The following is a 14719-nucleotide window of genomic DNA, read 5'->3' on the forward strand; positions in this document are numbered from 1 at the left end:
AAGAGAGCCGAGGGCAAGAAACACAACGCCGCCCTCATCTGCCTGGCCCGGCGGCGCTGCGACGTCCTCTACGCCATGCTCGGCAACAAACAGCCCTACCGGTCACCAGCAACCTCAGCGGCTTGACGAACACCATAGGGACACCCCCCCGCATCCTGCTGGAGAACATCGAACAGCCCACCGCGATGGAGGTCGGGCCCGACGGGCTCCTCTACTACCCGGTGATGGGCACCAACGAGATCTGGCGTATCCACCCCGACGGCGGTGAGCCGGAGCGGGGCGCGGGAGATCTCGGGGTGCCCGATTCGGTGAAGTTCGACGCGGACGGTTTCACGGTCTCCACCCAGGTCGCCTCGGGCCAGGTGCTGCGGATCGACCCGCGCAACGGTGAGAAGACCCTGCTCGCCCAGCTGAATCCCGGGCTGGACAACTGCACGCTGGTGAACGGCCGCCTGTTCGTCTCCAACTTCACCGGCGAGATCACCGAGATCCTGCCCGGTGGCGAGACCCGCACGACGCTGCCCGGGGGGCTGAACTGGCCGCTGGACCTGACCGTGGGCCCGGACGGCACCCTGTTCGTCGCCGACGGCACCTACTTCTACGCGGCCCGCGACGGCGGGCTCGAAACCGTCGGCATGCTGTTCCATCCGGGCTATCCGGGATTCGTGCGCGGGGTGACCGCCACCGGGCCGGGCGAATTCGTCGTCGCCACCTCCGGTGGGCAGACCACCCGCTGGCGACCGGATTCCGCGGAGAGCGAGATCCTGGCGGGTGGTGAGACGCCGTTCGACCAGCTGTACGGCATCGCGGTAGCGCCCGGCGGGCTCATCGTGACCGCGGAGTTCGGCACCGGCCGGGTGATCGGCGTCCGCGGCGGCGGGGTCGAGGTGCTCGCGTCCGGTCTCGACAGACCGCTCGGAGTCGTGTTCACCGGTGACGGTAGGTGTCGGGTCTCCGAGTCCGGCGCCGGTCGCGTGGTCGCCGTCACCGCGTCCGGCGTGGACACCGTCGTCGACGGTCTGCACACCCCACAGGGCCTGCTGATCCGCGGTTCCGAACTGCTGGTCGTGGACTCCGGGGCCAAGAACCTGGTCGCCGTCGACCTGGAGACGAAGGACGAGGGCGCCACCGTCGTCGCCGGCGGTCCCGGCCGGCCCGACGGTCTCGACAAGGGCTTCTACGTGCGGCCCACGGTATTCGCCGATGTCACCAACGATAGGACCATCGCCCGCGAGGAGATCTTCGGACCGGTTCTGGTGATCATCGGCTACCGCGATATCGACGACGCCGTCGCCATCGCCAACGACACCGAATACGGCCTGGCCGGATTCGTCGCGGGACGCGATCTGGCACAGGCCCGCGCCGTGGCCCGCCGGCTCCGGGCGGGTTCGATCGGTATCAACGGTGGATTCGATTTCGCGGCGCCCTTCGGCGGTTACCAGAGGAGCGGTAACGGGCGGGAATGGGGTGCCGCCGGTTTCGAGGAGTACCTCGAGGTCAAAGGGATTCTCGGGTACGCGCCCGACGCGGCCGAGGTGTAGCTCGCGGTCACCTACGCGATGCCGGCCATGGCACCGCGTTCCTGCCGGGTCCCCCGAGCCGGACCGCGCGCCGTATCTGCCGGTGCCACGATGAGTATCGGCGCACCGAGGTCCGCGCCGCGGTGCGGACCCGGTCGCGGCCCGCGACAGCGAATATTCGGAGCAGCGAGGATTCGGAGCAGCAATGAGCGAAGTACTGTCCGGCTACCGGCAGCGTCCCGACTACCGGGTGGACCTGCTGGCCCGCACGAACTCCTTCACCGCGACCGTCGGCCCGCGACAGCTGGCGTCCAGTGACGCCTGTCTGCTGGTGGACGAACAGGACCACGGTCTGGTCGTGTACTTCCCGCCCGAGGCGGTGGACACCACCCTGCTGGAACCCGTCGCGCTGCACACCGTATGCCCTTTCAAAGGTGAAGCGTCGTACTGGACTCTGCCCGGCGGCGATCGGCCCTGGATCGCCTGGACCTATCCGCGGCCCCATCCGCTACTCGGGCAGAGCATTGTCGCCGCGACCAGGGCCCTGCCCGGCCGGACGGTGCGTACCGCGCACGCGTTGTTCACCTCCGCGGCCGACCCCGAGGTGCCGCTGGAATTCACCGTCACCCCGATCCGGGCCGGACGGAGTTTCGCCGCCGTCACAGTCGGCGTCCGGCAGGGGGAGAAGGTCCGGACCAGCTGCACTCTCCTGCTGGACGCCCCACAGCCGGACCTGGTGCGCCGCGACACTCCCGCGGGACCGCCGGTCGCCGGTCCCGAGACCGCCGGTCCGGACGCGAGTCCGGCGCTGCCGGGCCGCGAAGTACGCATTGTCGACTGTGCCGATATCAACGATCCGGACGAGGTGGGACCGCCGGTGGTCGACGCGTGGCTGCGCTACGACGAGGTGCCCGCCGCCGACGATCTCCAGCGCGCGGTGCTCGCCCATTTCACCGGCCATCTCGGAATCTCGACCGCGCTGCGACCGCATCCGGGCCTGGGCACAGCGCAGGCGCATCACACCCTGTCGACCGCGCCCATGGGCATCGGGATCACCTTCCACGATCCGGTGGGGTGGGACGGCTGGTTGCGCTACCACCACGAAGCGACCTTCGTCGGGGCGGGTATGGCCCATATCCGGGGTCAGATCAGCACCCGCGCCGGAGTGTTGATCGCGTCGTTCACCCAGGACGCCATGATCCGCGCCTTCGATACCGGGCCGGGGCCCGAGATCCCCGGCGCGGCGAGGCTGTAGTCAGCGCCGGCCCGCACCGGACCGGATGGCCTGCTGGGCCAGTGTCGACGACGCGTTGACGATGCCGTCGTCGAACCGTTCCAGCAGCAGTGCCTGGGTGGCGGCCAGATGCGCGCAGGCCATGTGCTCGGCCGCCGACGCCTGCCCGGCCGCGATATCGTCGACGATCTTCTGGTGGGTGCGCACCGCGGCCCGGGCCCGGTCCGGCGAGGGGTATTCGCCCCGCCCGGTCAGTGCCTCGGCCCAGGCCTCCTCCTGCGCCGACCACAGGGCGACCAGACTGCTCACGACGTAGCGCACGGTCGCGTTCGGGGTGAAGGACACCACGAGATCGTGGAATTCGCGGGCGGTCTGGGTGAAGGCCACGCCGTCGTCGATCACCTCGGCGGATTTCTCGATATTCGCGGTCAGCGCCGGAACCACCACCTCGAGCCGGTCCGCGCGGCGCGCGCATTCCGCGGCGCATATGGGTTCGAGCATCTGCAGACCGGTGGCCAGGTCGCGCAGGGTCACCCGGCCGCCCTGCAGGGCCAGCCCGAAATGGTAGGCGGCCGAGGTCTCGTCGGGCCGGTGGACCTCCGCGCCGCCGACATTTCCGCGCCGCACGGTGACCAGGCCCTCGGTTTCCAGGATGCGGATGGCCTCCCGGATCGAGGGATAGGAGACGCCGAACTCCTGGACCAGTTGGTCCTGGGTGGGCAGCCGGTAGTCGTCGGTGCTGTTGAGGATGCGGGTCCGTAGTTCGGTAGCCACGGTCTGGGCCACCCGGTGCTGGGTGACCCGCCCCCGGCGGGGGGTCGTCACGAGAACCGCTTCCGGTCGTGAATGTGCACCATCCCGCGAGTTTATCAGTGAACCTATTAGCTCTTAAAAGATTGCAATGCTTGTAAAGATTGATCAGGTGTTGTCGGCCTTGAACCGGTTCACCGGGCCCTTGTCCATCCGCACCTCCACCCGCCCGTCCGGCTGCAGGATCGCGGCGGGCCGGTGCTCGGAGAAACGCCGGCTGTAGAGCTCGAGCCGCTCGATCAGCACACCCTCCGGGCGGTTGTAGACGATGCCCGGTACACACGTGAAGATCCAGCTGGATTTCTTGGCCTGATCGGCGGGAATCGACACGCTGTCGGCGCCGTTCTCGATCGACAGTGTCACCCGGTACTTGTGGAACGACCCGGTGCCGTTGTTGATCGCCGAATACGCCACGGGGATCACCGCCACGATCTCGGGGGCGAGCCGCACCTCGATGATCTCCTCGGTCTGTCCGCCGCCGCGCCGGATGTCGCCGCGGCCGCGGTCGCCGAGATGGCGCACCAGATCGCCGTACCGGGGATCGGCGGGGATCCCCGCGGCCGGGAATGTCGCGACGTGCACGACGCTCCCGTCGGTCAGGACGACCAGCGCGTAGGCCTCGTAATCGGTACCGCTGGCCCAAGCCACCCGCATCCGCACCAGCGGTGACTTCTCCAGGAGCACCGGCGGCGCGCCTTTGGTGAGAGTGACGGCGCCCTTGGAGAAGTCGACCCCGGGCGGTGCCGCGGCGGCGGGCGTGGGATGCGGTACGGGTCCTGATGGCGGTGTCGGCGGTGCGGGCGGAGGGGGAGCGGGCTGCTGCGGGGGTGCGACAGTCGACCGCGGTGGGTATCCGGCCGCCGGCGGTGGCGGTGTGCCGCCCGGGGCCGGGTCCGGCGCGTCGTCCACGGTGATACCGAAATCGGTGGCCAGTCCCGCCGGCCCGCTGGCATATCCCTGGCCCACATTGCGGATCTTCCAGGTGCCGGACCGCCGGTACACCTCGGCGAGGACGACGGTGGTCTCGGTACCGAGTCCGGTGATCGGCAGATCGTAGGTCTCGCCCTCGCCCTCGGCGATCACCACGTGCAGTGCGATACCGCCGAAGGACCCGGTGTCCAGCGAGGCCGCGACCACCAACCGGTCGGTGTTCGCGGCGACACCCGGCAGGTCGATCTCGATCGCGGCCCCGGCCAGCCGGACGGCGCCGTCCGGGGAGACCGGCTGGTTGTAGAAGACGAAGTCGTCGTCACCGCCGACCTTGCCGTCCGCGCGCAGGCACAGCACGGTCAGGTCGATATCGGCCGGTGCCGCGGAGACCCGCAACTGTCCGCCCGCAACGGTGACGTTGCCGCCTTTGCTGATCACTCGGGACATCTGCACTCCGATAGCTCGACTCGGTGGTCGGCGTCCAGCCTAGGTCCCGGTGGCCGGCCCGGCCCGGGTTCGCGCCGCCCGGCGCTCGCGGTCCCGCCTGCCCCCGGCGCCGGGCAACCATTTCCACCACCGAGAATTCATTTCTTGCCGGACCGGAACCGGAATGGATAATCCATCGGTACCCCGGAACCGGGGGCGATAGTGGGAAAGAGAATTCAGATCGTGTCATTTCTGTTCGGACGTTGACCCGAGTGGGTCTAAAATCTCCGCTGTTTCGCGGGCGAAATTCTGCTGCGAATGCGTGGTGGCGGCGCGGGAAGGTTTGCGTCGCATTGCTTTACGTAATACTCGTCGTCCCGGGCGGCGTCGGCGCGGTGGCGGTGGCCGCGGAGCCCGGGCAGCCGTATCCGGCGGTCTCCCGGATGGACGGTCTGGCCTGGACAGGGGTGGTGGACTCGGGTGGCGTGGCTCTGGCCGACTATCCGTTCCTCGTCGATCGCGACGGACTGGTGAACCCCGGCGCCACCGTCCTGTGGACGCTGATCGGCCTGGAATTCGTGGGCTACATGGTGGTCGTGACCACGGCGATATGGTTCATCGGATATGCGTTGAGTTTTCGTTGGATGGACCTTTTCTCGGCGGCTCTGCACGGTGTCGCGGAAGCGCTTTCCCGGCAACTGGCCGATCCGGTGATATCGCTCACCGCTGCGACGGTCGGCGCATTTGTAGTGGCGTGGTTCATAATTCGTGGCAGGCCGGCCGCGGCGGCCCGTCAAATAGTGACAATGGCGACGGTCGCCGTGCTCGGCGGGCTGCTGGTGTTCGGCCCCGGGGCGGATCTGTTGTCTTCGGACGGGTTGCCGGCCCGGGGACGTGATGTGGGAATGGCGATCGCGGCGGGCTTGAACGGGGCGAGTTCGGAGCCCGATCGGCTCGTCGAGACGTTGTCGGCGAGTACGGCCGACGATTTTGCGCGGCGCCCGGTACAGGTCTGGAACTTCGGGCATGTGCTCGACGAGCGGTGCGACGCGGTGTGGAGTGAGGGCGTCACCGCCGGAGACGTCGACGCCCTGCGGGCGGGTATCGCGGCGTGCGGCGATCGCGCCGCCGCGGAACGGATGGCACAGCCGACGATGGGACAGCTCGGCGCGGGTCTGCTGCTGCTCGCCTGTGCGGCCGTGCTCCTGGTGTTCGCCGCCTTCCTGGCCGGGCTCGTGCTCCGATGCGCGCTGGACTCGATCTACCACGGGTTCCTGGCGATCTTCGGGTTCGCCGCCGGCGGTTACGTCTACGGGCCGACCCAGACCTTCCTCGTCCGCAACCTCGTCACCTGTGGTTTCGCCGCGGTCCGGATGTGTGCGTTCATAGTGTTCCTCGGGGTCTATCTGCTCTTCCTGGACAACCTCTTCCGGCAGGCCCCGGGGCAGGTGATCCCGGTACTCGTGCTCGCGGCACTGGTCGAGATCGTGGCGATCTCGCAACTGTCCCGCCTACGCCGTGGCCTCTCCCGGGGCTCGGACCAGGTGACCGAGCGGATCGGTGCGGCCCTCGCGGGTCGTACCGCACCATGGTCCGGCGGTGGTGCGGGCGGGCGGTCCGGCGGCGGATCCCCGCCCGCGATGATCAGGACGCTCGGCGATCTGAACACCCTCGACAATTCGCCGCTGATGGCGTGGGCGGCGGGCGGCACCGTGCGACCGTTCGACCCCTTGGCGCGGGGCGCCCGCACGGTGCAGCGGGCGGCCATCGCCTACAGCGCGGGTAGGGAGGAGTCCTTTCGGTGGAGTCATCTGGCCCGGCACAACTGGCGCCTGGTCGCCTTGCGGGAAGCGGAACGATTCGGTGGCACCGGTAGTGAGATGGGGGTGGCGCGGACGCTGAAGATGATGCGCGACAACCGGATCCCCGACTCCCAGCTGGTCCCGGTGCTGCGGGCGATCGGCGCGCCCGATCACCTGGTCGCCGGCGCACTGGAGGCGTTCTCGGCGCAGGAGGCGGCCAGATCACAGGGGCTGTTCGGGTTCCTGCCCCTCCAGAAGACCGTGGCCGCCGCCTACGCGGCGTACAACCGCGCGGACGAACCAGGGGCTCGGGCGTTCGCGGCGCAGGCGGTGGTCGCGGCCGAGGGTTTCGCCCGGCACAGCAACGCGCCCGCCGCGGAGGCGGTGCTGGACCGGGACTTCATCCGCCGGGTCGAGCAGAACTGGGATTCCGCGCGGGCGCTGCGCGCCGCGATCTCGCCCGGCGAATGGAACACCGTCGGACGCGATACCCGGTGGTCGATCGGCAGCCGGTTGTCGGCGGCCCACCTCGCGGTGGCGCAGGCTTACTACGACGATCCGACGGAGGTCAACCGCATCCGGCTCCTGCGTTCGGCCACGCGGGTCGCGAACCTGGATCACGTCGATCCCGCGGCAGGGCTGGACCCGTGGAAATTCTGACCACGCAGGCGAGCTCGCTCCGGGCGCCTGCGACAGGGAGGCCCGCCCGGCCCCTCACGCCGTGCCGGGCGGACCTCCGCGCCCCGATCAGGAGGCGACGACGCCGCTGATCTCGTTGGGGGTTTCCGCCAGGGTCACCGACGCGGTCACCGTCCCGGAGGCCAGGTCGATCCGGTGGATCTGCTTGGTCGCCGTATCGCTGACATAGGCGATGCCGTCCCGGACGAACAGCGCCGGGCGCGGCTGCTGCCAGTCGAGGGGCTCCTGCCACGGGTCGAGCACATCGATCGTCCGTACGACCTTGCCCGTCCCCGGGTCGATCACCCGCAGCGCGCCGTCGGTGCCGAGGACGAGCGCCTCGCCCTCGGGTCCCCGGGCCAGCGACCGGAAGGTGTAGCTGGTGCCGATATCGACCAGGCGGATGGTGCCGGCCTCGGTATCGATCAGCGAGATCTGTTCGGGACGTTCCAGTTCCGCGTGCTCGTCCTTCTTGTAGTCACCGAGCACGATCGGCGACTTCTCGCTTCCGGCCTGATTGCCGATCCGCCCGTAGGAGTCCGGGCTGGGAATCTTGGTGAGTGTGCCGTCGCGGTAGACCAGTGCCCCGTTCTGGCAGCCGACGACCAGCGTCTCGCCGGCCGCGGTGGTCTCGCCGTGCACTCCCGGGCACTGCTCGCTGCGGGTGATCTCCTTGCGATCCGCGTCCAGGATCACCAGCCCGACCCGTTCCTCCTCGGTGCCGAGCGTCACGGCCAGCTCGCCGGTCTCCAGTTCCACCGCCACCCCGTGATGCGGGTGCGCGGCCTGGTATTCGGCGGTCTGCGGTGCGCCCTCGGCGAGCTCGGCCGGGTCGAACGAGGTCACGGTGCCGGTACCGTCGGCGAACAGGACCGTGCGACCGGCGTGCCGTACGACGTGTCCCGGCTTCTGCGCGGGGAACTCGATATCGGTGAACTGTCCGCCGACGGCGTCGAATACCCGGAAACCCGCGGAGGTCGACACGATGACGTGTCGGTCGTCGCCGGCCGGATTGACCCGGTTGAATCCCGGGAGTTCGACCCCGCCGCCGCGCACCAGTGTATTGCCGTCCAGGAGATGGATGCCGCCGTCGTAGGTGACGGCCAGCGGGTCGGCGATCGCCGTCTCCTCGGTGCTGCCGGTGCCACAGCCGCTCGCGGCGACGACCGCGGTGAGCAGGCCGGTCAGGGCCGCGGCCCGGATCGGGCCGGTCCGAATGTGCATAACGCTCCCTCATTCTTTTCTGCTGGCTGCGGCAGCGAGATATCGCAGCGTTCCCGGTTACGCGGAGGCCAGACCCGCCACCATCGCGGTGGTGTTGGCGCGCATCATTTCCAGGTAGGTGGCCGCGCCGCCTCCGGGCGCGGTCAGGGATTCCGAGTGCAGACCGACGATGCGCACCTGGACGCCCGCCTGTTCGGCGAGGGCGCGGGCCAGCCGGTCCGGCCGGGCGGAATCGACGAAGATCGCCGGGACGCCGGTGCTGCGCACGGCCGCGGCCAGATCCGCGAGATCTGCGGCGCTCGGCGAGGCCAGGGTGGTACCGCCCGGGATGACGGCGCCGACCACATCGAAGTCGAAACGCGCGGCCAGATAACCGAACACGTGGTGATTGGTGACCAGCTTCCGGCGCTCGGGTGCGATACCGGCGAACCGATCGGCCATCCACTGCTGCAACCCATCGAGTGCGACGAGGTAGTGGTCCGCATTGGCGCTTACGGTATGGGCGTCTATCCCGGGGACGGTGTCGATCACCCGGTCGCGGATCACCTCGACCGCGCGGCGTACCCGCTGCGGGTCGGTCCAGAAATGGGGGTCGGGCCGCCCCGCGGCGTCCCCGCCGCGGTAGGGGAGGGGATCGATCTCGGCGCCCACCGGCAGGGTCGCGACTCCGGCCTCCGCGGCCGTCGTCACATGGCGGGCCAATCCCTCTTCCAGGCCCAGGCCGTTCTCGACGATGAGGTCGGCATCGTCGAGGACGGCGGCCTCCTGCGCCGAGAGGGCGAAGGAGTGCGGATCGGAATTCGGCGGCATCAGGACCGTGACCGCTGCCGCGTCACCGACCACCGCCCGGGTGATATCGCCGAGAATATCGGTGGTGACGACGATCCCGCCGCCTCCGGAGTTCGTGACGCCGCATCCGGCGAGGGGCAGTATCGCGACGAGCAGTGCCACGCAGAGTCGGAGTGCGGTGTTCATCGGCCGGTCTCCACCATCAGATCGGGGGTGATGTCGAGATCGAAGGTGCGGGCGATGCGGAGTCCGTCGGCGTAGTCGATCTCGTGGATCCGCCGCGCGGCGGGCTCGTTGACGTAGGCGCGGTCGGCGTCGATCAGCAGGACCGGTGACGCCGCGGGATCCAGGGGTCCCGACGGGAGCGGCCGGTGCCCGGTCTCGGCTCCGGTTTCCGGATCGTAGGAGCGCAGGACCCCACCGGCGTCCAGGGTCAGGATGTCGGTGCCCGCACCCGCTGTGGTCGCGGCGACCACGGGTCCGGGGCCGATCGGCCGCCAGGCGCGGTGGGCGATATCGAGTACCAGGACCCGTGAATCCCGTACGGCCACCAATACATCGCTGCCGCGCCGATGGAAGAACTGCGCCGCGCTGCCGGTCGTCCCCGCCGGATACGGCACCTTCTGTGCGGCGAACCGGTCGTCGCGCTCGGTGACCACGAGAGCGCCGTCGGCACAGGAGAACACGCCGCCGCGTCGGGTCACGGCCTGCCCGCCCGGCTGATCGCACCGCGCGTCCAGGGTCTGCACCGGCGCGTTCTCCCGGTCGCGCACCTGGATCCGGCCGGCGTCCGCCACGAGGAGGTGACCCCCGTAGGGCAGGGCGGGACCGTCCACCACCGGACCGGGGGTGAGGGTGCCCGCGTCGAGCGCCGCCCGGTCCGCGAGGGCGGTCGAACGGTCGTCCAGTACCGCCGCGGTGACGACGGTGTCGCCGGCCGCGGAGCGGACGGACCCCGGTAACGCGCCGACCCGGCGCGGCTGGGCCCGGTAGTAGTGCACATGGTCGCCGTGATCGACGACCCAGCTGCCGCTGTCGAGGACGGTGGTCTCCCCGCTCGCCGCGAGATAGGCGTAGCGGCCGTCGTCGGCGAGATACGTGAGGCCCGGCACCGGGTCCTGGGTGATGATCTCCTCGGTGACCAGGTCGAGGATCCGCACCGCGCCCGAGGATCGATCGGCCAGGACCAGTCGCGGCTGCGCGCCCGCGCTCTCCTCCGCGCCCGCGACATAACCGTGGGGGACCGGTTCGGCCGGTGCCTCGCCGGTTTCGCCGCCACAGGCCGCGACGGGAACGAGCAGGAGCGCGGCGGCGGTCACGCCGACCGCCCGGCCGGCCCGTCGACCCGGGCGGCGGAAAAGCCCGGCAGCGCGGCCGGTGCCCGGCCCGCCGCGCGACCCACCGCGCAGCGCGGCCCGCAGCCGGGCCCCGGCCGCGGCGGCGAAGAAGATCATCACCGCCGTCGCGGCGATGGTCGCCCCGGCCGCGGTTCCCGCGTGCCAGGAGATGACCAGGCCCGCGACGGTGGCCAGCGCGCCGAAAGCCGCCGCCAGCAGCATGATCCGCGGGATCCGGTGGGTGCAGTAGGTCGCGGCCGCGGGCGGCGCGACCAGTAATCCGAAGACCAGCAATGTCCCCACCACATGGAACGAGGCGGCGATCGCCAGGGTAAGCAGGGCGAGCAGCGCGATCTGCGCCCGGCGGGGACGCAATCCCAGGGTGTGCGCGGTGCGCGGATCGAAGGCGAGGGCGAGGAAGGCCCGGTGCCCGAGCACGGTCAGCAGCAGGGCCGCGCCCAGCGCCACCAGCAGGAAGACCAGATCGCGGGGACGGGTCGCGAGCACATCGCCGAAGAGGAAGCCGGTCAGGTCCACCGCGAAGGAGCGAGAGCGCGATATCAGGATCACCCCGATCGCGAGCATGCCCACGAACAGCAGCCCGATACCGGTATCGGTGGACAGCCTTCGATTGCGGCTCAGTACCGAGACCCCGGCCGCCATGGCGGAGGCGCTCACCACCGCGCCCAGCAGCAGGTTGCCGCCGAGCAGCGCCGCGACGGCGACGCCCGGCAGCATGCCGTGCGCCATCGCCTCACCGAGAAATGCCATGCCGCGCACCACGACCCAGGTGCCGGCGAGCGCGCACAGACCGGAGACCAGCAGTCCGCCCCAGAGAGCTCGTTGTACGAAGGTGACTTCGAACGGGGCGATCAGCCAATCCATGAAAAGAAACCTTAAACTGATAACGATTGTCATTACAAGTAGTTGGCGGGAGTCACAGCATGCGCACGGCGGGAATCGAGATCACCGGGTTGTCGGCGGGATACCAGGGGAACCCGGTATTGCACCAGGTCACCGCGACAGTGCCGGGCGGGCGGGTCACCGCGTTGATGGGTCCCAACGGCTCCGGAAAATCGACGCTGCTCGGGGTGCTCGCCGGGATCGTCACACCGACCGCCGGAACGGTGGCCGGTCTCGGCGGCGGCCGCCCGGCGCTGGTCGTCCAGCAGCAGGCCGTCCCCGCGACACTGCCCATCACGGTCGGTGAGACGGTCGCCATGGGTCGTTGGGCGCACCGGGGTCTGTGGCGCCGGATCACCCGGGCGGACCGGGCGATCGTGGCCGATTGCCTGGCTCGGATGGATATCACGGACCTCGCCGGACGGCGTCTCGACACACTGTCCGGCGGGCAGCGTCAGCGTGTACTGCTCGCCCGCGCGCTCGCCCAGCAATCCCCTCTCCTGCTGCTGGACGAACCCGGCACCGGGCTGGACGCCGCCGCGCGGACGGCGATCGGCGCGGCGATCCGGGAGGTCGCCGACGCCGGGGTCACGGTGGTGCACGCCACCCACGATCCGGCCGCGGCACACGAAGCCGATCACTGCGTACTACTGCGGGACGGCCGTGTTCTGGATGAGGGGAAGCCCGTGTCGGTTTTGGCCGCGGCCGCCTGAGTGCCGACCCCGGGCCGTGTACCCGGCGGTTCTCGTCTCGCTATGGGCGTTCGGTGGCGCCGCCTGCCCACATCCCTGGTGCGACGATGAGAACATCATCTACTGCTTGTCTCACCGCTCGCCTGTAGCGACGACAAGGAGGTCGGACGTGGTCGCTCGTCAGCCGTCCGCGCCGTCGGTCCTGTCCCGCCGAGCCGCAATCGACCGAGGGGAGCCGTAGTGCAGAACCGCCCGACGGCAGCCGAGCTGCTGGAATCACTCGCCGAACTGCTGGAGGACACGCTCCTCCCGGCGCCCCCACCCGACCTGCAGCCCCCGCCGATACCGCGGGATTCCGGGTCGAGGAATATCTGTGGACCTTCAATATGCCCACCGACCACGCCCGTGTCTCGCTCACCGAGGTACGCGTCCCGGATACGGCGATCTTCGGGCGGGAGGGCCGCGGGCCGGCCGTGGTCCAGCATTTCTTCAACGAGAACCGTATCCGGCAGGCCGCGTCCAGCCTCGGCGCCGCCCAGTACTGCGTGGATCGCGCGGTGGCCTAGGCCAACGAGCGCAAACCGTTCGGGACACCGCTGTCGTCGAATCAGGCCATCCAGTTCCAGCTGGTGGAACTGCACACCCAGTGCGAGATGTTGCGCGCGCTGGTGCACAAGACCGCTTGGTCCATGGACACCTACGGGACGTTCGCGGTGTCGGAGCAGGTGTCGATGTGCAACTACTGGGCGAACCGGCTGTGCTGTGAGGCCGCCGACCGCGCCATGCAGGTGCACGGCGGACTCGGCTATTCGCGCTACACTCCGTTCGAGCACATCTACCGCCATCACCGCCGGTACCGCATCACCGAGGGCGCGGAGGAGATCCAGATGCGCCGGGTGGCGGGCTACCTGTTCGGATTCATGGACCCCGCCGTGGTGAAGGGCGTCGGGTCCGGGCAGTCCGAGCGGGGTAACCGGCGGAGGTAGGATTATCGGGTTCGACCGGATCGCCGAACCGCTCGGTACCGCGATCCAGATCCGGATGAACGCCGAAACCCCGCGTGCGGAAGGCGCTCCGGCGTCCGCCGGCACGGTCTCCGGATTCGAGCTGCCCAGTTCCGCGAGGGCGGTGCCCCGCCTCGAAACGAGGCTCCCGACAGCGCACGCGAGCGCGGCGGATGTGGGAGATACCCAGATCCGAGAATTCCACCGGATGCAGCGGACCGAGGATCGGTACTAGCCTCAGCGGGCGGACAGCGGACATGGTTCTCGCGTCGCTTCAGATGAGTTCGAAGAGGATGGATGCGCGGCCCAGATCTGCCGGATGCGAACGGCCCGGCGGGTATTGCTCGGGACGCGGCCGGTCGTGTCGCACGCGCCTTGACCACCGGTATTTCGACCGCGGTCGGCAAAGAGCGACGGCTGATCAGCGAGACCCGGGCATCAGCCGGCATGTTCCTTCGTGGGGAACGTGATGCCGCGATACCGATCGATACGTCCGCCCGAGCGTTGATCAGGAATGATCAGGTCTACGGCGGTCGGCGGGAAGACACCTACACCGGATGGTTCCGGGAGCTCCACGATCGCGGTGTGGATACCGGCCGGGCGATGTCGGACCTGGGAAAACTCTGGGAGTACCTGTGCCACGACCCGAAATGGGAGATCGACCGAGCACGGAAATACGGCGGAATCATCTTCTTCGGCAGCAAGGATATCGGCGGGGCCTCGGTGATCGCGAACCTCCGCGACCGCGGGCTCGACGATGTCCCTGTCGTGTTCTCCGGAAGCAACGGCGAAGCAGCCAAATTCCGGCTGGCTGCGGAGAAGATGAATCTCGACCCTCGACGGATCCTCGAGGAAACCAAAGCCGCCAACACAGGGGAGAATGCTGCCTTCTCGATCCGAATGCTTGCCGACCACGGCCGCGATATCACCTCGCTCGTCGGGGTAGGCACCCCGTTCCACGCGCGCCGGGTCTGGGCCACGATCATGCAACAGGGCATTACCGACATGAACGGCAAGCGTATTTCGGTCGAACACGTCGCCATGTCCACCGCCGACGTCTCCCTGGAGAACTACATGAAGTACGGCAACCGGCCCGATGCCGATACAGCACCGCATCCGAAATCGATCGTCGCGATAGTCATGGGAGAGATCAAACGCCTCGACGAATATCCCGACGAAGGCCACATCGTCCGACAAGACATCCCCGGCGAGGTCCGCGACGCCTACAACCGACTCCGTGAGACCTTCCGACCCACCGAACGCCGGTACTGATTACCGCCTTGCGACCAAGCGAGCTGCGCCTCGCTTGCCGCTCTCGGCCGGTGTTCATAACAGCGCTGTTCATCGATCCTTACCCCGTGATCATCGTC

10 protein-coding genes and 2 pseudogenes are annotated in these 14719 nt (G+C 69.2%); 7 read left to right on the forward strand and 5 right to left on the reverse strand.

The window, feature by feature from the left end; genetic code table 11:
- From ABZV91_RS24605 to ABZV91_RS24615, 3 genes and pseudogenes are all read left to right on the forward strand, one after another.
- Nucleotides 1-126: pseudogene (locus ABZV91_RS24605) on the forward strand (IS110 family transposase); the annotation flags it as partial.
- Entirely contained in the window at nt 123-1541 is a 1419-nt protein-coding gene (locus ABZV91_RS24610) for an aldehyde dehydrogenase family protein (protein ID WP_355246044.1), read from the forward strand. The pseudogene ABZV91_RS24605 and the gene ABZV91_RS24610, both read left to right, overlap by 4 nt.
- A gap of 184 nt (nt 1542-1725) precedes the next feature.
- Nucleotides 1726-2775, forward strand: coding sequence for a DUF427 domain-containing protein (locus ABZV91_RS24615; RefSeq protein WP_355246047.1), 1050 nt, complete (start codon nt 1726-1728; stop codon nt 2773-2775).
- On the opposite strand, the gene ABZV91_RS24620 is transcribed toward ABZV91_RS24615, so the two are convergent.
- Nucleotides 2776-3579: an FCD domain-containing protein gene (locus ABZV91_RS24620; protein ID WP_355246051.1), complete on the reverse strand. Its 804-nt coding sequence runs from the start codon at nt 3577-3579 to the stop codon at nt 2776-2778.
- A gap of 93 nt (nt 3580-3672) precedes the next feature.
- On the reverse strand, nt 3673-4941 hold the full coding sequence (locus tag ABZV91_RS24625; protein ID WP_355246054.1) for a TerD family protein: 1269 nt from the start codon (nt 4939-4941) through the stop codon (nt 3673-3675).
- Between the two features lie 332 nt (nt 4942-5273).
- Here ABZV91_RS24625 and ABZV91_RS24630 point away from each other — a divergent pair, with 332 nt between their 5' ends.
- Nucleotides 5274-7382, forward strand: a complete 2109-nt coding sequence (locus tag ABZV91_RS24630) for a hypothetical protein (protein ID WP_355246057.1) — start codon at nt 5274-5276, stop codon at nt 7380-7382.
- An 87-nt stretch (nt 7383-7469) separates the two neighbouring features.
- Here the strand turns inward: ABZV91_RS24630 and aztD are convergent, their stop codons facing one another.
- The 3 genes from aztD to aztB are packed head-to-tail and all read right to left on the reverse strand — an operon-like array spanning nt 7470 to nt 11635.
- Complete coding sequence (aztD, locus tag ABZV91_RS24635) at nt 7470-8624, reverse strand: zinc metallochaperone AztD (RefSeq protein ID WP_355246060.1); 1155 nt, start codon at nt 8622-8624, stop codon at nt 7470-7472.
- Between the two features lie 57 nt (nt 8625-8681).
- Nucleotides 8682-9599, reverse strand: coding sequence for a zinc ABC transporter substrate-binding protein AztC (gene aztC / locus ABZV91_RS24640; protein ID WP_355246063.1), 918 nt, complete (start codon nt 9597-9599; stop codon nt 8682-8684).
- Entirely contained in the window at nt 9596-11635 is a 2040-nt protein-coding gene (gene aztB / locus ABZV91_RS24645) for a zinc ABC transporter permease AztB (protein ID WP_355246066.1), read from the reverse strand. Before aztB ends, aztC begins: the two co-directional genes overlap by 4 nt.
- A gap of 59 nt (nt 11636-11694) precedes the next feature.
- Here aztB and aztA point away from each other — a divergent pair, with 59 nt between their 5' ends.
- The 3 genes and pseudogenes from aztA to ABZV91_RS24660 all read left to right on the forward strand — a co-directional run bounded on the left by aztA (nt 11695) and on the right by ABZV91_RS24660 (nt 14621).
- Nucleotides 11695-12366 (forward strand): zinc ABC transporter ATP-binding protein AztA, encoded by a 672-nt coding sequence (gene aztA, locus ABZV91_RS24650; protein ID WP_355246069.1) that lies wholly within the window; start codon nt 11695-11697, stop codon nt 12364-12366.
- 314 nt (nt 12367-12680) lie between these two features.
- Nucleotides 12681-13331: pseudogene (locus ABZV91_RS24655) on the forward strand (acyl-CoA dehydrogenase); the annotation flags it as partial.
- A gap of 315 nt (nt 13332-13646) precedes the next feature.
- Nucleotides 13647-14621, forward strand: coding sequence for a YdcF family protein (locus ABZV91_RS24660; RefSeq protein WP_355246071.1), 975 nt, complete (start codon nt 13647-13649; stop codon nt 14619-14621).
- Nucleotides 14622-14719: the final 98 nt, after the last annotated feature.

Origin of the sequence: Nocardia sp. NPDC004568, assembly GCF_040609955.1 — a bacterium.
GTDB lineage: Bacteria > Actinomycetota > Actinomycetes > Mycobacteriales > Mycobacteriaceae > Nocardia.

Coding starts and splice junctions, on each gene's coding strand:
- ABZV91_RS24625 (WP_355246054.1), bottom strand. CDS start 4,941: ATGTCCCGAGTGATCAGCAAAGGCGGCAACGTCACCGTTGCGGGCGGA.
- ABZV91_RS24660 (WP_355246071.1), top strand. CDS start 13,647: ATGCGCGGCCCAGATCTGCCGGATGCGAACGGCCCGGCGGGTATTGCT.
- aztB (WP_355246066.1), bottom strand. CDS start 11,635: ATGGATTGGCTGATCGCCCCGTTCGAAGTCACCTTCGTACAACGAGCT.
- aztC (WP_355246063.1), bottom strand. CDS start 9,599: ATGAACACCGCACTCCGACTCTGCGTGGCACTGCTCGTCGCGATACTG.
- aztD (WP_355246060.1), bottom strand. CDS start 8,624: ATGCACATTCGGACCGGCCCGATCCGGGCCGCGGCCCTGACCGGCCTG.
- ABZV91_RS24615 (WP_355246047.1), top strand. CDS start 1,726: ATGAGCGAAGTACTGTCCGGCTACCGGCAGCGTCCCGACTACCGGGTG.
- aztA (WP_355246069.1), top strand. CDS start 11,695: ATGCGCACGGCGGGAATCGAGATCACCGGGTTGTCGGCGGGATACCAG.